This window comes from Burkholderia sola, assembly GCF_905400185.1.
In the GTDB taxonomy this organism is placed as follows: Bacteria; Pseudomonadota; Gammaproteobacteria; order Burkholderiales; family Burkholderiaceae; genus Burkholderia; species Burkholderia sola.
Window position 1 is genome coordinate 2,646,997 of sequence record NZ_FR989675.1, and the last position, 20,855, is coordinate 2,667,851.

Genomic DNA, 20,855 nt, shown 5'->3' on the forward strand with positions numbered 1-20,855 from the left:
CCACGCGATGCCCGGCCGTCTCGTTCGTTTCAAGCAGGTCGACGTGTTCACGTCGGTGCCGTTCAAGGGCAATCCGCTCGCCGTGGTGTTCGACGCCGATTCGCTCGGCGACGACGCGATGCTCGAGATCGCCCGCTGGACGAACCTGTCGGAAACGACGTTTCTCTGCACGCCGACCGATCCGGAAGCCGACTATCGCGTACGGATCTTCACGACGGGCGGCGAACTGCCGTTCGCCGGCCACCCGACGCTCGGCACCGCGCATGCGTTCCTCGAAAGCGGCGCGCGGCCGCGCACGCCGGGCCGGCTGATCCAGCAGTGCGGGGTCGGCCGCGTCGCGCTGCGCGAGCAGGCCGACGGCTGGGCGTTCGCCGCGCCGCCGGCACGCGTCACGCCGCTCGACCGTTCGGACTACGCGGTACTGGCCGCCGCGCTGCGCAGCGACGCGCTCGACCTGGACGCCGAGCCGTGCGCGGTGGACAACGGCGCGCCGTGGCTGGTCGTGCGGCTGAAGTCGGCCGACGCGTGCGTCGGCCTGTCGCCCGATCCGGCCGCACTGGCGGCGCTGACCCACCGCTACGGCGTGGACGGCCTCGCCGCCTACGCGCCGCATGCCGAAGGCGGCCCCGCGACGTTCGAGATCCGCTGCCTGATGACGGGCGGCAAGTTCGGCATCCCCGGCGAGGACCCCGTCACCGGCAGCGCGAACGCCGCGCTGGCCGGGCTGCTGACGCGGCAGGAACGCCGCCCCGGCCCGTCGTATACGGCCCGCCAGGGCACGGCGATCGGCCGCGACGGCCGCATCCTCGTCAACTACGACGCGGACGGCACGACCTGGATCGGCGGTGACGTCGTCACGGTCGTCGACGGCACGTTCCGGTCGCCCGACTGACATTTCGCGATGTGCGATGGCGCCGGCTCGTCCGGCGCCCCGCGCTTTGCCCAGCTATCGCAAAAACGTTCCAGCCAGTAATATCGGGCCTAATCCGTTGTTTCGGAGGTCTGTCCATGGTTGCGCGTCCCGCGAACGAACAGACGTCGGGACAATCCGAACCATAGTCGGCCATCCAGACGGATGGCGCACGCGAGCAGGACGCCGCCCTCTTCGATGAGCTCCGCCCGGTCCAACCACACGCCGCCGAACCGGCCGCTGCGCGCGCCGCGCAAATCGCGCCGGCGTGCGCTGTTTGCCATCCCGCTGCTCGGGATGCTGGCGCTCGCGCTGCTGTGGGCCGTGATCATCGCGCGGCTGTCCGTTGAAAAGGACAGTGCGTACAAGGAAGCAGCGGCTTCCGCGGCGATCCTGTCGTCCGCGCTCGAACAGCATACGGTCAAGGCGATCCACCAGGTCGACCAGATCACCCGCTTCGTCAAGTTCGAATTCGAGAAGTCGCCGGCGCGCTTCAATCTCGCGAGCGCCGTCGAGAAAGGCGTCGTACCGAGTGACACGCTGATCCAGGTATCGCTCGTCAACGCGAAGGGCATCCTGTTCGCGAACACCGCCGAACTCCATCCGCAGCCGATCAACCTGTCCGACCGCGAGCACTTCAAGGTCCACCTCGCGCACAATGACGACCGCCTCTTCATCAGCAAGCCCGTGCTCGGCCGCGTGTCGAGCCACTGGACGCTGCAGATGACGCGGCGCCTGAACAATCCGGACGGCAGCTTCGCAGGCATCGTCGTGGTGTCGGAAGACCCGAGCTACTTCACGAACGATTTCTACAACAACGCGGCGATCGGCAAGGAAGGCGTGATCGCGGTCGTGTCCGACACGGGCGCGGTGCTCGCGCGACGCACGGGCTCGGTCAGCAATGCGCCGGGCGCGTTTTCGGCGTCGGGCGTCTACCCGATCGCGGAGCGCGTGACGGGCACGATCATCGATCCGATCGACGGCGTGACGCGCATCGTGTCGTACCGCCACCTCGACGGCTACCCGCTCGCGGTGATGGTCGGGCTGTCGCAGACGGAAGAGTTCGCGGACTACACCCACACGCGCAACGTCTATCTGCTGATGACGAGCTTCATCACGCTCGCGATGCTCGCGTTCTTCGGCGTCGCGACGGGCCTGATCGGCAAGCTGCTCGGGCGCGAGCGCGAAATGACGCAGCTCGCCGAATACGACCTGCTCACCGGCCTCGCGAACCGCTATGCGACGCTGCGCGGGCTGCGCAACGACGTGTCGATGCCCGCGAGCCTGTCGCGGCTCGGCCTGCTGTTCATCGATCTCGACAACTTCAAGACCGTCAACGACACGCTCGGCCACAACGCCGGCGACATCGTGCTGCAAATGACCGCGTCGCGCCTGGCCGATGCGGTCGGCGACGAAGGCTCGCTCGCGCGCATCGGCGGCGACGAGTTCGTCGTCGTGATGAAGGGCGACGATGTCGAGCGGCGCGCGGTGCGGCTCGCGGAAGCGATCATCCGGATGTTCAGCGAGCCGTTCGACGTACGCGGCAGTTCGTTCGTGCTGCACGCGAGCATCGGCATCGCGCTGCACACCGTCGCGAACGAAAGCGAGATCGACCTGCTGAAAAAGGCCGACCTCGCGATGTACAGCGCGAAGGACGCCGGCAAGAACTGCTACCAGTTCTATGCGCCGCACCTGTCGCACCGCGCCGACCACCTGATGCGCTGGGAACAGCAATTGCGCGTCGCGCTCGCCGAGGGGCAGCTGTTCCTCGCGTATCAGCCGAAGATCGACCTCACGCACCGCACGATCACCGGCTTCGAGGCGCTCGCCCGCTGGGATCATCCCGAACACGGCGTGATCTCCGCGAACGAATTCATCTCGATCGCCGAATCGACCGGCCTGATCGTGCCGATCGGCGACTTCGTGATCCGCACCGCATGCGCGCAGATCGCACGCTGGCACGACGAAGGCCACGACACGCTGACGCTTGCGGTCAACATCTCGCCCGTGCAGTTCTGGCGCGGCGACCTGATCGAGACGATCTCGCAGGCGCTGCAGGACACCGGCATCGACGCAAACCGGCTCGAGATCGAGATCACCGAAACCGCGATGATGGAATATCCGGAACTCGTGTCCGAGAAGATCGTCGCGCTGAAAAAGCTCGGCATCCGGATCGCGCTCGACGATTTCGGCACCGGCTATTCGTCGCTGTCGTACCTGCACCGCTTCTCCGTCGACACGCTGAAGGTCGACCGCTCGTTCGTGCAGGCGATTCCGACCGATCGCAGCGTGTGCGTGATGGTGTCGTCGATCGTGCATCTCGCGCGCTCGCTCGGGCTGACCGTCGTCGTCGAGGGCACCGAAACCGAGGAGCAGATCACGTGGCTGTCCGCGCTCGGCGAAATCGAGGCGCAGGGCTTCCTGTTCTCGCGCCCGGTGCCGGCCGATGCGATTCCCGCGCTGATCGCACGCTTCGGCGTGCGCGGCGATCATCCGAACGTCGTCGCGCATCGCGCGACCGGCAGCACGGGCGGCTGAGCCGCACCGCCGCAGCCGCGGCGCGCGTTTGCGCACCGCCGCAATTGTTACGTTTTCCGATCCGTTCGTTTAGTTCATTAACTAGCGTTTTCGCGCATGGTAGTGTCACGATGCGCGGCGGACAATCGGGAGGGCCGACGTGTCGGCGGGCCGTTGCCACGGCCTTACGCGAGAGATCTGGCCCTGCGCCAACCACACAATCATGACAACCGTCGAAGTCGAAGCGACCGCGCGTGTCGAAGAGGCACCGGCATCCCTATGGACCTTGTTCAAGGTCGTCGCCAGCATTTCGGCCGTCTCGTGGGGCGGGCTTTCGATGATGGCGCAGCTCGAACGCCACTACGTGGAGCGGCTGCAGCGCATCGAGCCGCACGTCTTCGGCGATCTCGTCGCGCTCGCGTGGCTCGTGCCGGGCCCCGTCGGCTGCAATGTCGCCGTGCAGGTCGGCCAGACGCTGCATGGCCGTGCCGGCGCATGGATCGCCGGCATTGCCAGCGTGCTGCCGTTCTCGGTCCTGATGACGCTGTTCGCGATCTTCTATCAGACGCCGCTCGTGCGCTCGCTGGCCGCGCCGGTGCTGATCAATCACTTCGGGATGGTGCTCGCCGCGCTGATCGGCGTCACGTGGGTCAAGCAGTTGCGCTCGCTCGCGCGTACGCGGCTCGAACAGGCGATCGCCGCGTTATCGACGATTCTGCTTGCTTTCGCGCATAGTCCGGCCGCTTTCGTCGCGATTCTGTTCGCCGCGTTCGCAGCGGGCTGGCTGACGGGGCCGTCGCAACGCGACACGGTCGATTTCACGCTGTCCAGGCGCGATCGCGGCCTGCTCGTGCTGCTCGGCGTGCTCGTCGTGCTGTTCGCGGTGCCGCTGCCCGGCGATTACCAGGCGGATCTGCTGTGGCCGCGCCTCGCGGGCGCCGGCATGACGCTGTTCGGCGGCGGCTTCTCCGCGCTACCGGTGCTCAAGACGCTGTTCGTGTCGCCGGCGACCGGCATCTCCGATCACGACTTCACGCTGGCGTTCGCGTTGTCGCCGGTCGCGCCGGGGCCGTTGCTGAACGTCGTGCCGTTTCTCGGCTACCTGACCGACGGCTGGGCCGGCGCGCTGCTCGCCACCGCCGCGCTGTTCATTCCGTCCGGGTGCCTCGTCGTGTTCGCGCAGAACCATCTGTTCCGGCTCAAGCGCCATTCGCGCTTCGAGCACGGGATGCGCCTGCTGCGCGCGGCAACGACGGCCTTTCTCGTGGTCGCCGTCGTGAAGATCCTGCATCGAGAACCGGCCGACCCGGTTTACTGGCTGACGGGCGCGTTCGCGACGCTGTGCTTCACGCGCTTCAAGGTGCCCGTCTATGCCGTGTACGGCGTGGTCGCCGCCGTGTGCAGCGTGTGGCTGTGGGCCGCGCACTGACGGGCGGCGGCCGTCGCCCTGCTCGCGCTGGCCGGCCTGACTCCGTCAACCGGCCTGCACCGCGACCCGGCGCGCGATCCAGCGGGCGCGCAGCGCGTCGTACGCGAGGTTGAAGCAGAACGTGTAAGGCAGGAAGAACAGCACGATGCCGAGGTCGAGCAGCAGCGCCTCGACGAGGCTCACGTTCAGCCACCACGCGGCAACCGGCACCACCATCGCGACGAGGCCGAGCTCGAACGTCACCGCGTGCGCGATCCGCATGCCGAGCGTGCGCGACCACCCGGCCCGCCGCTCGAAGCGGTCGAACAGCGTGTTGAAGGTCATGTTCCACGCCATCGCGATCAACGACACCATCACCGTCAGCACGCCGACGTGCGACACCGGCATGTCGAGCAGCCACGCGCCGATCGGCGCGCACAGCGCGATCGCCACCAGTTCGAACGTCAGCGCGTGCAGCAGGCGTTCCGTCACCGTTTTATTCGTCTGTTTCATGATGCTCTCCGATGCATGACTTGATTCATGCTGGCCATTCTGATCGGCACAACCGTGTGAATCCAGTTTGATATCATCGGTTTTACCGATATGAAGTCACCAGGAGCCCTGCATGCACCACGCCCCGGAAGCGCTGCTCGCATTCGCCGAAGCGGCACTGCTCGGCTCGTTTACGGCCGCGGCCCGCAAGCTCGGCAAGCGTCAGTCGACCGTGTCGGAAGCGATCGCGAATCTCGAGATCGATCTCGGCGTGCAGTTGTTCGACCGCTCGACGCGCACGCCGACGCTCACCGATGCCGGCCGTGCGCTGCTGCCGCAGGTGCAGCGCGCGCTCGAGGCCAGCGCGGCGATCGACCGCACGGCCGCCCGGCTCGCGCACGGCGAGGAAGCGCGGCTCACGCTCGTCGTGTCCGATACCTACCAGTCGAAGCGTTACGAGGAAACGTTGATGGCGCTCGAACGGCGCTTTCCGGCGCTCGAGCTCGAATGCCAGATCGCCGAGCACGACGACGTGCTCGACCTGATCCAGCAGGGTCGCGCGCAACTCGGGCTGATGGCCGCGCGCGCGGCCTACCCGGCCGATATCGGCGCGGCGACGGTGGCCGAGGAATCGGAGATCGGGCTGTTCGTCGGCCGCACGCACGCGCTCGCCGAATACGGCGACGCCGAGGTGCCGCACGCGGCGCTGCGCGACGTGCGCGAACTGCGCCTCAATACCTACGTGAAGACGGAAGGTCGCGGCACCGACGACCGGATCGTCGTCGGCACGCAGCACTGGCTGGCGCCGAGCTACCTGATGCTGCTGGAGATGGCCGTACTCGGGTTCGGCTGGGCGGAACTGCCGCGCTGGATGGTCGAGCACTTCGCGCGCGACCGCCTGTGCGAGCTGCGCGCGCGCGGCTGGCCGCGCCGTGTACGGGTGGATGCGGTCTGGTCGCGCAACCGGCCGCTCGGGCCGGCCGGCTCATGGCTGCTCGACGCGATGCTGGCCGCATAGCGGCGCGCGCCGCCGGGCATGCGGCCGACGGCCGAGGGCGAAGGGCTGACGCCGGCCGGTCAGAAACCGCGCGACAGCACGGCCGCGCCGATCGTGACGACGCCGAGCACGAGGTTCACGACGACCAGCAGGCGCACCGCATTCACCGCGCGGGCACCGTCCGGCCAGTTCTGCGCCTGCACCGCACGGCGAATGCGCGGGAACAGCGCGAAGCGGATGTGCCCGAAGATGAGCATCATCACGACGCCGAGCCCGGCCATTGCATGCAGCGACCACGTCGCGTGCGCGCCGCCGAAGCTCATCAGCAGGAAACCGCCGGACAGCAGGATCACGATCACGGCCCCCGACACCCAGTTGAAGAAGCGGCCGAACACGCCTTCGATCAGCGGCAGCCGCAACTGCGGCGACAGGTCGGACAGCGCGGGGCGCAGGCAGAAGTGCGCGAAGACCATCCCGCCCACCCACACGGCGACGGCCAGCAGGTGAAGAAACAGCGCGACGGCAACGGCGTGGGACATGGGGACGATCCTGTGATGAGTGGGGTGCAGCGAACGGCCGCGTCGCACGCGGCATCAAGCGACGTTCGACCCGTCAGCCGCGCGGCGGTTCGGACCCTCGACGCGATTTCACACTATTTTGCAAATTCCGCGTGACAGCGCCACGCTTGCTTACCCGCATTCCTGCGCCGGAAAGAAAAAGCCGCACGCCCGCCGAAGCGGACGTGCGGCCTTCGATCGCGGCCGAACCGGGTGAACCGGACGGTCCGGTCGACCGCGCGGCGTCAGCCCAGCAGCGGACGCAACTCGGTGACGACCTTGAGCTTCGTGTCCGGCGCGCGGCCCTTGCGGGCGCGCTTGCCGATGTGCGGCGCGAGCCCGGCATACGACAGCGTGTCGTCCTGCACCTTGCCGCCGCGGCCGGTGCCGATCAGCACGACGCCGGCCGGATCGATCGCCAGCGCCTGCACGAGCGTTTCCTTGTCGTCGAGCGCCATCAGGATCACGCCGCGCCCGCCGCCGGACAGCGTCTTCATCTCGTCCATCCCGAACACGAGCAAGCGCCCGCCGCTCGACAGGCACGCGACCTGCGTCGCGTTCGGCAGCACGGGCATCGGCGCGAGCGGCACCGCGCCCGTATCGATCGTCATGAACGACTTGCCGGCCTTCAGGCGGCTCACCATGTCGCCGACCTTCGCGAGGAAGCCGAAGCCGTTGCTCGACGCGAGCAGCAGTTGCTGGTCGGCCGGCGCCGCGTAGTAGTGCATCAGGTGCGAGCCCGATTCGAGCTCGATCAGCGACGTGACCGGCACGCCGTCGCCGCGCCCGCCCGGCAGCACCGACACGTCGACCGAATACACGCGGCCGCTGCTGCCCCACGCGATCAGGCGATCCGGCGTGCGGCACTGGAACGCCGCGTAGAGATGGTCGCCCGCCTTGAACGTGAAGCCGGCCGGGTCGAGCCCGTGACCCTTCAGCGCGCGCACCCAGCCCTTCTGCGATACGACCACCGTCACCGGCTCGTCGACCACCTTCGCCTCGAACGTCGCGCGCTTTTCCTGCTGGATCAGCGTGCGGCGATCGTCGCCGTACTGCTTCGCGTCGGCCTCGATCTCCTTGATCATCAGCCGCTTCATCGCGCTTTCGTTCGCGAGCAGGTCCTCGAGCTTCGCCTTCTCGTCGCGCAGCGCTTCGAGTTCCTTCTCGATCTTGATCTTCTCGAGCCGCGCGAGCTGGCGCAGCCGGATTTCGAGGATGTCCTCGGCCTGCCGCTCGCTGAGGCCGAACGCGCTCATCAGCGCGGCCTTCGGCTCGTCCGACTCGCGGATGATGCGGATCACGTCGTCGATGTTCAGGAAGACGATCATCCGCCCTTCGAGGATGTGGATGCGGTCGTCGACCTTCGCGAGACGATGGCGACACCGGCGCGTCATCGTCAGCTGGCGGAACTTCACCCATTCGTCGAGGATCGTCAGCAGGCCCTTCTGGCCCGGCCGGCCGTCGGCGCCGATCATCACGAGGTTCAGCGTCGCGTTCGATTCGAGGCTCGTGTACGCGAGCAGCGTGTTCACGAATTCCGTCTGGTCGATCGTGCGCGACTTCGGCTCGAACACGAGCCGCACCGCCGCTTCCTTGCCCGACTCGTCGCGCACCGCGTCGAGCAGGTCGAGCATCGCCTTCTTCGTGTTGAGTTGTTCGGGCGTGAGCGTCTTCTTGCCGAGCTTGAGCTTCGGGTTGGTCAGCTCCTCGATTTCCTCGAGCACCTTCTGGCCCGACGTGCTCGGCGGCAGCTCGGTGACGACGAGTTGCCACTGGCCGCGCGCGAGATCCTCGATCTTCCAGCGCGCGCGCACCTTCAGGCTGCCGCGGCCGGTTTCATAGGCCGCCGCGATCTCGGTGTCGCTCGAGATGATCTGGCCGCCGCCCGGGAAATCCGGGCCGGGGATCAGGTTCATCAGCTCCGCGTGCGTGAGCTTCGGATTGCGGATCAACGCGACCGCCGCGGCCGCGACTTCGCGCAGGTTGTGCGACGGGATTTCGGTGGCGAGGCCGACCGCGATGCCCGACGCGCCGTTCAGCAGCACGAACGGCATGCGGCTCGGCAGCGTCTTCGGCTCCTCGAACGAGCCGTCGTAGTTCGGCATGAAGTCGACCGTGCCCTGGTCGATCTCGTCGAGCAGCAGCTTCGCGATCGGCGTGAGCCGCGCTTCCGTGTAACGCATCGCCGCCGCGCCGTCGCCGTCGCGCGAACCGAAGTTGCCCTGCCCGTCGATCAGCGGGTAGCGCAGCGAGAAATCCTGCGCGAGACGCACGAGCGCGTCGTACGCCGACTGGTCGCCGTGCGGGTGGTATTTACCGAGCACGTCGCCGACCACGCGCGCCGACTTCACCGGCTTCGCGTCGGGGCCGAGGCCCATTTCGTTCATCGCGAACAGGATCCGGCGCTGCACCGGCTTCTGGCCGTCGCACACGTCGGGCAGCGCGCGGCTCTTCACGACGCTGACCGCGTAGCTGAGATACGCCTGCTCCGCGTAGTTGCCGAGCGTCAGCGCGTCGCTCTCGGGCGCGTCGGGGCTGGCAAAGAGATCGGAAGTATTGTCGTCCATCTGAATTCCGTATTCGTAAGTGGCGTGAGGCCGGGCCGGGCGTCATGCCCGGCCGCGCGGAAGCTCCGCTTAACGCTTAAATATCCGCTTCGACGTCGTTGCCCTTTTCTTCGAGCCAGCCGCGCCGCGCGGCTGCCTCGCCCTTGCCCATCAGCATCGTCATCCGGGCGACGGTCGCCTCGTAGTCGAGCTCGCCGAGCTTCACCGGCATCAGGCGGCGCGTGTCGGGATTCATCGTCGTGTCCCACAACTGCTCGGCGCTCATTTCGCCGAGGCCCTTGAAGCGGCTGATGCTCCACTGCGTGTCGCGCACGCCGTCCTTGCGCAGCTTGTCGAGGATCGCTTCGAGCTCGCCGTCGTCGAGCGCATAGAGCTTCTGCGCGGGCTTCTTGCCGCGCGCCGGCGCGTCGACGCGGAACAGCGGCGGGCGCGCGACGTACACGTGGCCGCGCTCGATCAGTTGCGGGAAATGCTTGAAGAACAGCGTGAGCAGCAGCACCTGGATGTGCGAGCCGTCGACGTCCGCGTCCGACAGGATGCAGATCTTGCCGTAGCGCAGGTTCGACACGTCGACGGTATCGTCCGGGCTGTGCGGATCGACGCCGATCGCGACCGAGATGTCGTGCACCTCGTTGTTCGCGAAGAGACGATCGCGCTCGGTTTCCCATGTGTTCAGCACCTTGCCGCGCAGCGGCAGGATCGCCTGGTATTCCTTGTCGCGGCCCATCTTCGCGGAGCCGCCCGCCGAGTCGCCCTCGACGAGGAACAGTTCGTTGCGCGCGATGTCTTCCGTCTCGCAATCGGTCAGCTTGCCCGGCAGCACCGCGACGCCCGAGCTCTTGCGCTTCTCGACCTTCTGGCCGGCGCGCGTACGCGCCTGCGCCTGCTTGATCACGAGTTCGGCGAGCTTCTTGCCGTGCTCGACGTGCTGGTTCAGCCACAGTTCGAGCGCCGGACGCGAGAACGACGACACGAGCTTCACCGCGTCGCGGCTGTTCAGCCGTTCCTTGATCTGCCCCTGGAACTGCGGATCGAGCACCTTCGCGGACAGCACGAACGACACGCGCGCGAACACGTCTTCCGCGAGCAGCTTCACGCCCTTCGGCTGCAGGTTGTGCAGTTCGACGAAGCTCTTCACCGCCTGGTAGAGACCGTCGCGCAGGCCCGACTCGTGCGTGCCGCCGGCCGGCGTGGGGATCAGGTTCACGTACGACTCGCGCACGAGCGAGCCTTCCTCGCTCCATGCGACGACCCACGATGCGCCCTCGCCTTCGGCGAAGGTTTCGTCGGTCGAACGCGCATCGGCGAAACGCTCGCCTTCGAACAGCGGGATCAGCAGCTCGCTGCCGTTCATTTCGTCGAGCAGGTAGCCGCGCAGGCCGTCTTCATACTTCCACGTCTGGCGCTCGCCGGTCTTTTCGTTGACGAGCACGACCTCGACGCCCGGCAGCAGCACGGCCTTCGAGCGCAGCAGGCGCTGCAACTCGCCGAGCGGCAGGTTCGGCGAATCGAAGTATTTCGGATTCGGCCACACCTGCACGCGCGTGCCGGATTTCTTCTCGCCGCGGCCCGCGCCTTGCGTGGACAGCGGCTTCACGACGTCGCCGTCGGCGAAGCCGAGTTCGGCGATCTTGCCGTCGCGCCATACCGTCACGTCGAGACGCGTCGCCAGCGCGTTCGTCACCGACACGCCGACCCCGTGCAGGCCGCCCGAGAACGTATACGCGCCGCCCGCGGCCTTGTCGAACTTGCCGCCCGCGTGCAGGCGCGTGAACACGATCTCGACGACCGGTACGCCCTCTTCGGGGTGCATGCCGAACGGGATGCCGCGGCCGTCGTCTTCGACGGAGACCGACTGGTCGGCGTGCAGCGTGACCGTGATCTGCTTGCCGTAGCCGCCGAGCGCCTCGTCGGACGCGTTGTCGATGACTTCCTGGATGATGTGCAGCGGATTCTCGGTACGGGTATACATGCCGGGCCGCTGCTTGACCGGCTCGAGACCCTTGAGCACCTTGATCGATGCTTCGCTATAGGCCGCGCTGGGTTTCTTCGTTGACATAGGCGCTGAATTTCGTCATTCATCGGGACGTTGTCCACACCTCGTGTGGATAACGTCGTGGACAAAACGTTGAGTTCCGTAAAAAAGCGAATCGAAACAACGGTGTGCTTGGACTGCTCCGAAAGCGGGCGCGCGGCGTGTGCGGCGCGACCCTGGACGCGCGGTATTTTACTGGTTCCGCGTGGCGCGCCAATCGCGGGATCGGCGCGCACCGCGCGCGTCACACCGGCTTGCGCTTCGCCTCGAGCGTTTCCCACCGTTCGAGCGCGGCGAGCAGTTCGTCGTCGATCGCCGCGAACCGCTCGGTCAGGCGCGTGCCTTCCTGCGGATCCTTCGCGAAAATCGCGCCGTCCTCGAGCTGCGCATTGATCGTCTTCTGCTCCGCTTCGAGCGCGGCGATCTTCTCCGGCAGCGAATCGAGCTCGCGCTGCTCGTTGAACGACAGCTTCACCGTGCGCTGCGCGTTGCGGCCGGCCGCGCTCTTCGCCGGTTCGTCCTTCGCGGGCGCCGCCTCCTTGACCGCGCGCTTCGCCGCTTCCTGCTGCGCGAGCTGCTCCGAGCGCTCGCTCTGGATCTGCCAGTCGGTGAAGCCGCCGACGTATTCGCGCCACTTGCCGTCGCCCTCGGCCGCGATCACCGACGTCACGACGTTGTCGAGGAACGCGCGATCGTGGCTGACCAGCAGCACCGTGCCGTCGTAGTCGGCCAGCAGTTCTTCGAGGAGTTCGAGCGTCGGGATGTCGAGGTCGTTGGTCGGTTCGTCGAGCACCAGCACGTTGGCCGGGCGCGCGAACAGGCGCGCGAGCAGCAGCCGGTTACGCTCGCCGCCCGACAGCGACTTCACCGGCGAACGCGCGCGTTCCGGCGCGAACAGGAAATCGCCGAGATAGCTCATCACGTGCTTGCGCACGCCGCCGATCTCGACCCATTCGCTGCCGGGGCTGATCGTGTCGGCCAGGCTCTTCTCCTGGTCGAGCTGCGCGCGCATCTGGTCGAAATACGCGACCTGCAGGTTCGTACCGGTGCGCACCGTGCCTTCGTCGGGCTTCAGGTCGCCGAGAATCAGCTTCAGCAACGTCGTCTTGCCGGCGCCGTTCGGGCCGACGAAGCCGATCTTGTCGCCGCGCATGACCGTCGTCGAGAAGCGGTCGACCACCGTGCGGCCGCCGTAGCGCTTCGTCACGTCGGTCAGCTCCGCGACGATCTTGCCGGACTTTTCGCCCTGCGCGACGTCGAGCTTCACGTTGCCCTGCGCATTGCGGCGCTCCGCGCGCTCGTTGCGCATCTGCACGAGCCGCGCGATGCGACCGACGCTGCGCGTGCGGCGCGCCTCGACGCCCTTGCGGATCCACACTTCTTCCTGCGCGAGCAGCTTGTCGAACTTCTCGTTCTCCACGCGCTCGACTTCGAGCTGCTGCGCCTTGCGCGTCTGGTACGCGGAGAAATTGCCCGGGTACGACAGCAGCCGGCCGCGATCGAGCTCGACGATGCGCGTCGCGACGCGATCGAGAAACGCGCGATCGTGGGTGATGAACAGCAGGCCCGCGCGCTGCGCGACGAGCAGCTCCTCGAGCCAGCGGATGCCGTCGAAGTCTAGGTGGTTGGTCGGTTCGTCGAGCAGCAGCACGTCGGGCTGCAGCACCAGTGCGCGCGCCAGCGCGACGCGCTTCTGCATCCCGCCCGACAGCGCGTCGACGCTCGCGTCGCCGTCCGTCAGGCCGATTTGCGCGAGCGTCATCGACACGCGCGTACGCCAGCTCCACGCGTCGTGCGCGTCCAGCGACGACTGCAGCGCGTTCATCCGCGCGAGCAGCGCATCGTGCTCGGCGCCCTCCGGTATCTCCGCGAGGCGGTGCGCGATCGAATCGTATTCTTCGAGCAATTCGCGCGTATGCCCGAGCCCCGACGCGACCGCGTCGAACACCGTCGCGCCTGGCTCGAATTCGGGCTCCTGCGGCACGTAGACGGTCACGAGCTCCTGCTGGCGCGTGACCAGCCCGTCGTCGGGCTTCGCGAGATCGGCGACGATCTTCAGCAGCGACGACTTGCCCGCGCCGTTGCGGCCGATCAGGCCGACCCGCTCGCCGGCTTCCAGCGAGAAATCCGCGTGATCGAGCAACGCGACGTGACCGAACGCGAGCTGCGCGCCGGTAATGGAATAGAGCGACATGGGGAGACGGCGAAGAGAGAAATCGGAAGCGCCCATTGTACCGGGCGCGGAGGCCGGCATCGGCTCGGCTGGATGGACGAGTGCCGCGGGGCGTTTCCGATGGGCGCCGACGCGGTATCGTGGGCGGTGTGGCCGACCTCCGGTTTTCGGATGCCGGCTACGGTTTGCGTGCCCGCATGAGCACGCGGATGCGGGCCGGATGCCAGGGGCCGGCCGATCGGCAGATCCCCCGCGGCGCATCGCGCGCCAGCGTGGGATGCACGGTTATTTCACGTTGATCGTGATCGTCGAGCTCAGTTCGGGACCGTATGAACGGTGCGCGCCGTCACCGAGCTGCAGCGTCAGCGTGTGCTGGCCGGGCGGCAGCTTCACGTCGGTCTCGGTCTGGGCCTTGCCGAAATGCAGCGAACGTTCGCTCACCGGGATCACGTCGCCTTTCGGAATCGGCCGGCCGTCGATCAGCAGGTGATGGTGACCGGTATCCGGCGTCATGTCGCCGGCCGGCTTCAGCGCCATGCCTTCGAGACCGAACTTCACATGCACCGGATTCGACACCGTCGCACCGTCGCTCGGCGCTTCGAAATACACGCGCGCCTCGGCCCGCGCGATCGTCGACACGGCCATCGCCGCGACGCATACCGCACCTGCGATCCACTTTCTGTTCAGCATCGCATTCTCCTTATGATTGGACAGCCTCGGAAGCATACACCGCACGAACAGCGGGCGTGTTTCAGTTGCGTTGTTCGCGATGCGTACGTTTAAAACGACGTTGCGCTGGCGTTCGACGAAATTCCGGTAACATTGCGCCTTTCGTCCGCCGGCGAGGCTGCGGACGGCATCGCCGAATTTTCTTTATCCCGAGCGCAACATGAGCGAAGTAACCGAATACCAGAGCTGGGTCTGCCTGATTTGCGGGTGGGTCTACAACGAAGCGGAAGGGCTGCCCGACGAAGGCATTCCGGCCGGCACGCGTTTCGCCGACATTCCCGCGGACTGGCGCTGCCCGCTGTGCGACGTGGGCAAGGAAGATTTCGTCGTCGTCGATTTCTGAGTTTCTGTTTCGGTCGCGGGTGATCTCGCGATACGCGCGTCGCGGGTGCATTCCGCCCCGCCGACGCGCCGCGCGTTTGCTATACTCTGCGCGCTGTCCACACCGCCGTCCGGCTCGCGGTTTTTCGCGCGATTGCCCGGATATGGCTCTCCCCGTAGTTCAATGGATAGAACAAGCGCCTCCTAAGCGCTAGATACAGGTTCGATTCCTGTCGGGGGGACCAGTCATGCCCCAAACCTCCCCCAAGATTCACAAGAAATCCCCCGCTCAAGCCCGTCTGGCGGCGCTCTAGCTCCTATCGTTACCCAAGGTTGCTCAGTGACAGCCAGCGAAAGTGTTGGTATTTTTGTTGGTATCAGCAGATACCAACAACACAGATACCAACAATGCCTCTCACTGACATACAGGTGCGGAACGCGAAGGCCAGCGCGGCACCATACAAACTGACGGACGGCAACGGGATGTTCTTGCTCGTCCAACCGAACGGCGCGAAGTACTGGCGTTTGTCCTACCGCTTCCTTGGCAAGCAGAAGACGCTCGCCCTCGGCGTCTATCCGGCCGTCACGCTTGCGACGGCACGGAAGAAGCGCGACGAGGCCCGCGAGCAGATCGCGGCCGGCATCGATCCGGGCGAGGCGAAGAAGGACGCAAGACGGGCCGCCGAGATCGCAGCGGCCAACTCATTCGAAGCGGTAGCCCGCGAGTGGTTCGACTCCCAGCGCCCGGGCTGGAGCGACGGTTACGCAGAGAAGGTGCTGAATTCGCTTGAGGTTGACGTGTTCCCGAAGATTGGTGCTCGCCCGATCGCGGAGATCGATTCGCCGCAGATGCTCAGGATCGTTCGCGAGGTCGAGGCGCGCGGGGTGCGCGAGACGGCGAAGCGAATCCTCCAACGCTCGCGCGCGGTCTTCCAGTACGGAATCATGACCGGGCGATGCTCCAGGAATCCGGCGGCCGACATCGACGCGCAGACGGTCTTGAAGAAAGGTCCGGGCGTACAGCACATGGCACGCGTCAAGGCGACGGAGATCCCGCAGCTCATGCGCGACATTGACGCCTACCAAGGGGATCTCGTTACTCGGCTCGCGCTCCGACTGATGGCGTTGACCTTTGTGCGGACAACGGAAATGATCCGTGCGGAGTGGTCTGAGTTTGACGAGGCCGCCGCAGAATGGCGCATCCCGCCGGAGCGCATGAAGATGCGCGACCCGCACATCGTGCCGCTATCGCGGCAGGCGCTCGACGTGATCGCTCAGCTCCGGGCGCTCAACGGCCAGCATCGATTCGTGTTCTATAGCGTGCAAGGCCGAAGCCACATTTCGAACAACACCATGCTCTACGCGCTCTATCGCATGGGGTACAAGTCGCGGATGACCGGGCACGGCTTTCGCGGGCTGGCGGCTACGGCTCTGCGTGAACTTGGCTTCGGCCGGGACGTTGTAGAGCGTCAGATGGCGCACGCCGAACGCAATCAGGTGACGGCGGCCTACGTCCACGCTGAATATCTGCCGGAGCGCAGACGAATGATGCAGGTGTGGGGCGATCACCTCGACCGCATCAAGGCAGGGGCGGAGGTCATTCGTATCGCGTCAACCCGATAGCGGAACGGCGTCGCCCACGTCACTTCGCGCACTCCCCTCGTTACCATTGATGGAAGTGCGCGCTCTTCAATTGCTCCCCCGATCTTCGCGACGTATGCCGCTCAGCGTCGCGATCACCGTGTCTAGGCCCGTTGCGTTCTATCCAGCGCCTTTGCCAACATGCTGACGAAGCTCAGGTACTCGACTGCCCGCTCCGGGTGATCTTGGGTAATGCCATGGGCGCGCGGATTGCGCAGCGCCATCATCGCCCCTTCGTACAGGTGCATCATCCCCTCCTGCTCGCTTTTCTCGCTATCGTTTTGCTGATCATTGAACTTGAGAATCGGCGCCTTTGGGCTAAAGACCAAGCGCATTAGCGCCGTACCGCTCACATCTGGACGCATACTTCGGAATTGCACCAACATATCCAGCACCTTGCACGCGGTTTCGACCGCCTGTGCATAATGGCCGTCTTCGAAAAGTTTCGAGCACTCGCGCGCTATGTCCGCATGTAGATCAAGATCACCGAAACTACGGCGTGCCTTGCTCGCGGGCGTTCCCGCTCCATCTGCGAGGTTTTCGTTGAAAAGGTCAATGATGCTTTGTAGGTTAGCCGTCTGCTCGGCTTTACCCTCATTGAGGCCTTGCCGGACCTCATGCAGCGGTAGCTGGGACCCGAAATAGATGTTGCCTCTGTCGATACTGCGAGGTCGATACCGGGAAAACTCGACAGTATCAACGCCGAAAACATCGGCTATTGTCTGCTCCAGTTTGTTATCGATGACGCCAATTCGTGGATCGTTCCGCGCGTTGACCGTCATGGGATCGAACTCCCGCAATTCGGCGATCCTGCGCTCAAGTTTCGGGATCGCGGCCCGCATCTGATCGGGCGTAAGGTTGGCCTGCCGAGGTTGTGCGGGCTGGGCTTTTCTCGTCACCATTTGGTCTCTCTCGCCGCCGTTGATTTCCGTTGATCATAGCAGGCGCTATCCGCGTGCCGTACGTCCCATCGGCGTCAATATGTCCCCCTTGCTGCGCGCCTCCCACCGATTTTTCAGAGTTGCCACCGCACTGCCGGTCCCCTGCATGTCGGTATGAATATGACCCCCCTTAGGCGCGCCGGGAGTAGGAAAAACACGCGGGTGTGAGCCCCCGCGTCTTTGCCCTAGACGCAGGGTCCCCCGCTTTCCGCCCGCCCCGACACTTGCGGCAGGCGCAACAATGCCCGATCGGGGCGCATCGCGGACACCCCCCTCGAAAACACGTCGTCAATGCCCTTGGAATCCCGGAGAGCCGCGCCCGGCTTGGCTTCAAGGTTGATGCAGTCGGTCAATGCCCGTCCGCTCAGTGCAAAACGAGTTGGAGATTTGGAGATAAACGCCTGAATCGGCCGCAAAGCCTTGTGGGGTAAGGCTTCGTGTGTCTCCAAACGATTTGGAGAACGCTGGAGATACTGGAGATAAACCGGGCTGAATTGTTACGGCTGCGGCAAGATTCGCGGCAGCCGCCCGCCCAGTTCCATCTGGTGCGCATCGATCAAAGTAACTTTGACGCGCGGGCCAAAAATGCCGCGCAAAGGAATGCCCGCCACCGCCCTCCCGGACGGCGGCGGTGCATTTCACAGCTCAAGCGTGAAGATGGACGGCAACACGCGATAGACCATGAACTTGCCGTGACCGGGGATGTACTCTTGCCGGTACGGGTAGCCGTCGCTACGCGGCATCAGCACGCCTCGCTTCATCAGTGCCTTGGCGACGACCTTGTGATCGAAGCCGGCGCACACGTCCTTGCGGAATACGGCCGCTTCGATCAGGTATTCCGTCTCGACGCTTTCGGCGTCGTCGGCGCTCATCTTGCCGCCGAACTCGGCGTAATACTCGCGATCGGAGGCGATGGGCGTGCGGCGCTCGTCGCGCTTCACGTGCTGCTTGAAACCCGCTCGATGGGGCACGTTCGGCCGATGGTCGTCCTGCGCCCGGTTCATCCACACGAAACGGTTATCGCCGTGTGCGGCGAGGAAATGCTGTACCTGCCGCACGGCTTCCGCCTCGTCCGAGTTGCCGGTGCCGCCGCGCAGTTCGAGCCAGCCTTCGAAGCAACGACGCGCAGCCTCGACCGCTTCGCCCTGCGGCCAGCCGGTCAGCCCGTGCGCCGTCGCCAGCTCGCCGGCCACCGCAACGAGACAGAACCGCTTAGCGACGCGCGCGACCTGCGAATGCGAGCCGTCCGGCACCCATTGCCCGACCAGCTCGTCGACGCGCATGCGCAGATGCTCGGCCAGCTCGCCGGCCTGCGACGACGCCCACTCGATGAACGCGGGGCCGGCCGTGCCGTAGTGCATGCCGGCGTGCCGCTCTAGATGCTCGATCAGCGCGGCCGGCGTCGGGAATCCGTGCAGCCTCTCCACGACGCCCATTTCGCCGACCTCGGCCGGGATCGCGGGCAAGCGCACCTCGATACCGCCTTTCATAGGCTTGTTGCCCTCGGCCATCAGCGCGGACACGCTCTTTTCGCCGTTCGACAGGAACAGCAGCCGCCACGTGAGAACCGGCTTTGCCGAGCCGCTACGCGACGCACGGGCCTTGCCCGACTCGTTCGCAAGCATGTAGATCACATCGCCGACCAGGCGCGGCTCGACTTGCCCGATTTCGTCGAGGATCAGCAGCGCGTCGCTATGCTGCGTGGCGACCGCTTCGAGCGCGTTGTCGGTCGCCTTCCAGCTCCGCACGTAGTCCGGCGAGCCGAACACGGACGCGGCGATGACGCCGCCCGTCGACTTGCCTTTCGACGTCGTGCCGAGCAGGTGGAAGCCGCCCGACTGAAGCCCGGAGAAATGCAGCAACGGACCAGCGAAGGCGGTAGCGACGCAGAACAGCAGCCGGCTATTCCCGACGCAGTAGGCCGCGACCTCCCTTTGCCAGTCGTCCAGCGTGCCGCGCTCCTTGAATTGGCTTTGGATCGGCGTGTCGGCCTGATAGATCAGCGCCTCTTTGCCGGTGCCGATGACGCGATCCGGCAGCACGAACGCCCCGTGATGCCAGCCGACACGCGGCACGCAGCGCACGCGCTCGTCCGGCTGCGCCATCTGCACATAGTTCGCGATCTGCGTGCGGGCGATCTGCGTCACGCCGAGCTTCACGCCCATATCGAGCAGCATGCGGCGCAGCTCCGTACCATCGCCGGCAAACAGTCCGGCCGGCACCGCCCACCGTTTCAGGATGCCGTCGCGGTCCGTGAATTCGAGCAGGTAGCCCCATTCGCTGTTCATCTCGTTTCGCGTCTCCGCGATCACGTCGATACGCGTGCTGACCCAATGAGGCGGCAACGGATCACCCTGATTGTTGAAGCCGTGAAACCACACGCCCTTGTCGTCGACGACGAACCGCGACTTGCCGTCCTGCGCGCGGGCCGTTTTCGGGCGCTTGGCGGGCTTCGCGGCGACTGGAGCGGCCTTGGGCTTGCCCGCATCCGGCGAGCCGATCGGCGCGAGCGCAGCGCGCACGGCGGCGGCCACCGCATCCGGGCCGACGTGCGCAGCCAGGTCGTTGAAGTCGGTCCCGTTCGCCGGGCGATTCGGACCGAAGTCGGGCACCGCGACGATGCCGGCGACGGCCTCGGCCGCCGCGCGGGCCTTCGTCACGCCCGGATTGCCCTTCGTCGTGTGGTCGTCGTCCGCGCACACGACGATGCGGGCGTCCGGATACTGGCCGCGCAGCGCCGTCGCGACCGCGTGCAGGTTGCCTGCGTCGAACGCGACGGCGGCCGGATAGCCCGTCGCGGCCGCGAGCGTCGCGCACGTGGCGTAACCCTCGCCAATCAGCAGCGTGGACGGCGCGGAAGATAACGGGCCACCGATCAGCGAGAAGCAGCCCGCCTTGCGGCCGTTCGGCAGATAGCGTTTCTGGCCGTCCGTCAGGACGAACTCCAGCGTCCACAGCTTGCCGTCCGCGTCACGGGCCGGGATGACGAGGGCGCCGTCGCATGCGGCCGTGCCGATGCACAAGCCGCCGCGATAGACGCGCAGCGCGTCGACCGGGATGCGCTTGCGAACGAGGTACGGGTGATCGGCCGGCGCGGGCTCGGCCGCCGACCAGATCGACTCAGCGAGCGCTGACGCGGTTTGCTGTTTCTCGGTCAGCTCGGCCAGCTCGGCCGCTTCGCGCGCCGCGCGCTCGGCTTTCTGCCGCACGCGCTCCGCTGGATCGATCGGCTTCGCGCGATGCGCACGAGGATCGAAGCCGCCGACCTTGGCGAGGTGAAACAGCGTGTTGATGGTGATCTTGCCGCCCTTGAACGACTTCCACACATCGCGCGCGTCCTTGCCGTTGTAGTTCTGCGCGCCTTGGCTCCATTCGTTCCAGAGGGCGAAGCCCTCCTCGCCAAACTCGGCCTTGAGCGCCATCCCCACCTGACTCCACGTGTCGCGGTCGTCGGGCGGAACATAGCCGAGCGCGACTCTCGCCCGCTCGAATTCGGACATGGGTGCGTTACTCATAGGTTCCCACTGGACGCGCGTCGGTCGACTCCCGATTAGTAGTCCATATCGG

The 20,855-nt window shown here is 66.2% G+C and carries 14 protein-coding genes and 1 tRNA gene; 7 read left to right on the top strand and 8 right to left on the bottom strand.

Features of this window, described 5'->3' with window-relative positions:
- Nucleotides 1-7 precede the first annotated feature (7 nt).
- The 3 genes from KR541_RS12175 to KR541_RS12185 all read left to right on the top strand — a co-directional run bounded on the left by KR541_RS12175 (nt 8) and on the right by KR541_RS12185 (nt 4,856).
- Entirely contained in the window at nt 8-892 is an 885-nt protein-coding gene (locus KR541_RS12175; RefSeq protein ID WP_050018121.1) for a PhzF family phenazine biosynthesis protein, read from the top strand.
- A 216-nt stretch (nt 893-1,108) separates the two neighbouring features.
- Nucleotides 1,109-3,448 carry a bifunctional diguanylate cyclase/phosphodiesterase gene (locus KR541_RS12180; protein WP_050018122.1) on the top strand — a complete coding sequence of 780 codons (2,340 nt, stop codon included), beginning with the start codon at nt 1,109-1,111 and terminating at the stop codon, nt 3,446-3,448.
- A 202-nt stretch (nt 3,449-3,650) separates the two neighbouring features.
- Complete coding sequence (locus KR541_RS12185) at nt 3,651-4,856, top strand: chromate transporter (protein ID WP_050017504.1); 1,206 nt, start codon at nt 3,651-3,653, stop codon at nt 4,854-4,856.
- A gap of 45 nt (nt 4,857-4,901) precedes the next feature.
- Here KR541_RS12185 and KR541_RS12190 read toward each other — a convergent pair whose 3' ends face one another.
- Nucleotides 4,902-5,348: a multidrug/biocide efflux PACE transporter gene (locus KR541_RS12190; protein WP_050017503.1), complete on the bottom strand. Its 447-nt coding sequence runs from the start codon at nt 5,346-5,348 to the stop codon at nt 4,902-4,904.
- A 112-nt stretch (nt 5,349-5,460) separates the two neighbouring features.
- Between KR541_RS12190 and KR541_RS12195 the strand changes: the two genes are divergently transcribed.
- Nucleotides 5,461-6,345, top strand: coding sequence for a LysR family transcriptional regulator (locus tag KR541_RS12195; protein WP_069618083.1), 885 nt, complete (start codon nt 5,461-5,463; stop codon nt 6,343-6,345).
- Nucleotides 6,346-6,404: 59 nt separating this feature from the next.
- Here KR541_RS12195 and KR541_RS12200 read toward each other — a convergent pair whose 3' ends face one another.
- The 5 genes from KR541_RS12200 to KR541_RS12220 all read right to left on the bottom strand — a co-directional run bounded on the left by KR541_RS12200 (nt 6,405) and on the right by KR541_RS12220 (nt 14,346).
- Complete coding sequence (locus KR541_RS12200; RefSeq protein ID WP_050017501.1) at nt 6,405-6,863, bottom strand: CopD family protein; 459 nt, start codon at nt 6,861-6,863, stop codon at nt 6,405-6,407.
- 263 nt (nt 6,864-7,126) lie between these two features.
- Nucleotides 7,127-9,448 (bottom strand): DNA topoisomerase IV subunit A, encoded by a 2,322-nt coding sequence (gene parC / locus KR541_RS12205; RefSeq protein ID WP_050017500.1) that lies wholly within the window; start codon nt 9,446-9,448, stop codon nt 7,127-7,129.
- Between the two features lie 76 nt (nt 9,449-9,524).
- Nucleotides 9,525-11,507 (bottom strand): DNA topoisomerase IV subunit B, encoded by a 1,983-nt coding sequence (parE, locus tag KR541_RS12210; RefSeq protein ID WP_050017499.1) that lies wholly within the window; start codon nt 11,505-11,507, stop codon nt 9,525-9,527.
- Between the two features lie 220 nt (nt 11,508-11,727).
- Nucleotides 11,728-13,677, bottom strand: coding sequence for an ATP-binding cassette domain-containing protein (locus KR541_RS12215; protein WP_425542612.1), 1,950 nt, complete (start codon nt 13,675-13,677; stop codon nt 11,728-11,730).
- 264 nt (nt 13,678-13,941) lie between these two features.
- Complete coding sequence (locus KR541_RS12220; RefSeq protein WP_216089554.1) at nt 13,942-14,346, bottom strand: DUF4399 domain-containing protein; 405 nt, start codon at nt 14,344-14,346, stop codon at nt 13,942-13,944.
- Between the two features lie 199 nt (nt 14,347-14,545).
- Here KR541_RS12220 and KR541_RS12225 point away from each other — a divergent pair, with 199 nt between their 5' ends.
- The 3 genes from KR541_RS12225 (at nt 14,546) to KR541_RS12235 (ending at nt 16,329) form a co-directional block, all read left to right on the top strand.
- On the top strand, nt 14,546-14,728 hold the full coding sequence (locus KR541_RS12225) for a rubredoxin (RefSeq protein WP_006478164.1): 183 nt from the start codon (nt 14,546-14,548) through the stop codon (nt 14,726-14,728).
- Between the two features lie 148 nt (nt 14,729-14,876).
- Nucleotides 14,877-14,951, top strand: a tRNA-Arg gene (locus KR541_RS12230).
- Between the two features lie 163 nt (nt 14,952-15,114).
- The gene (locus KR541_RS12235; protein WP_216089555.1) at nt 15,115-16,329 is read left to right on the top strand and encodes a tyrosine-type recombinase/integrase; all 1,215 of its coding nucleotides are present in this window, start codon (nt 15,115-15,117) and stop codon (nt 16,327-16,329) included.
- Between the two features lie 122 nt (nt 16,330-16,451).
- Here the strand turns inward: KR541_RS12235 and KR541_RS12240 are convergent, their stop codons facing one another.
- Both KR541_RS12240 and KR541_RS12245 read right to left on the bottom strand, forming a co-directional pair.
- Nucleotides 16,452-17,249, bottom strand: coding sequence for a TIGR02391 family protein (locus KR541_RS12240; protein WP_216089556.1), 798 nt, complete (start codon nt 17,247-17,249; stop codon nt 16,452-16,454).
- 677 nt (nt 17,250-17,926) lie between these two features.
- The gene (locus KR541_RS12245; protein WP_216089557.1) at nt 17,927-20,788 is read right to left on the bottom strand and encodes a DUF927 domain-containing protein; all 2,862 of its coding nucleotides are present in this window, start codon (nt 20,786-20,788) and stop codon (nt 17,927-17,929) included.
- Between the last annotated feature and the right edge of the window lie 67 nt (nt 20,789-20,855).

Bases quoted from the DNA above. Each gene is read 5' to 3' on its own strand.
- KR541_RS12190 (WP_050017503.1), bottom strand. From the start codon at position 5,348: ATGAAACAGACGAATAAAACGGTGACGGAACGCCTGCTGCACGCGCTG.
- parE (WP_050017499.1), bottom strand. From the start codon at position 11,507: ATGTCAACGAAGAAACCCAGCGCGGCCTATAGCGAAGCATCGATCAAG.
- KR541_RS12175 (WP_050018121.1), top strand. From the start codon at position 8: ATGCCCGGCCGTCTCGTTCGTTTCAAGCAGGTCGACGTGTTCACGTCG.
- KR541_RS12245 (WP_216089557.1), bottom strand. From the start codon at position 20,788: ATGTCCGAATTCGAGCGGGCGAGAGTCGCGCTCGGCTATGTTCCGCCC.
- KR541_RS12195 (WP_069618083.1), top strand. From the start codon at position 5,461: ATGCACCACGCCCCGGAAGCGCTGCTCGCATTCGCCGAAGCGGCACTG.
- KR541_RS12220 (WP_216089554.1), bottom strand. From the start codon at position 14,346: ATGCTGAACAGAAAGTGGATCGCAGGTGCGGTATGCGTCGCGGCGATG.
- KR541_RS12185 (WP_050017504.1), top strand. From the start codon at position 3,651: ATGACAACCGTCGAAGTCGAAGCGACCGCGCGTGTCGAAGAGGCACCG.
- KR541_RS12215 (WP_425542612.1), bottom strand. From the start codon at position 13,677: ATGTCGCTCTATTCCATTACCGGCGCGCAGCTCGCGTTCGGTCACGTC.
- KR541_RS12225 (WP_006478164.1), top strand. From the start codon at position 14,546: ATGAGCGAAGTAACCGAATACCAGAGCTGGGTCTGCCTGATTTGCGGG.
- KR541_RS12200 (WP_050017501.1), bottom strand. From the start codon at position 6,863: ATGTCCCACGCCGTTGCCGTCGCGCTGTTTCTTCACCTGCTGGCCGTC.
- KR541_RS12235 (WP_216089555.1), top strand. From the start codon at position 15,115: ATGCCTCTCACTGACATACAGGTGCGGAACGCGAAGGCCAGCGCGGCA.
- KR541_RS12180 (WP_050018122.1), top strand. From the start codon at position 1,109: ATGAGCTCCGCCCGGTCCAACCACACGCCGCCGAACCGGCCGCTGCGC.
- KR541_RS12240 (WP_216089556.1), bottom strand. From the start codon at position 17,249: ATGGTGACGAGAAAAGCCCAGCCCGCACAACCTCGGCAGGCCAACCTT.
- parC (WP_050017500.1), bottom strand. From the start codon at position 9,448: ATGGACGACAATACTTCCGATCTCTTTGCCAGCCCCGACGCGCCCGAG.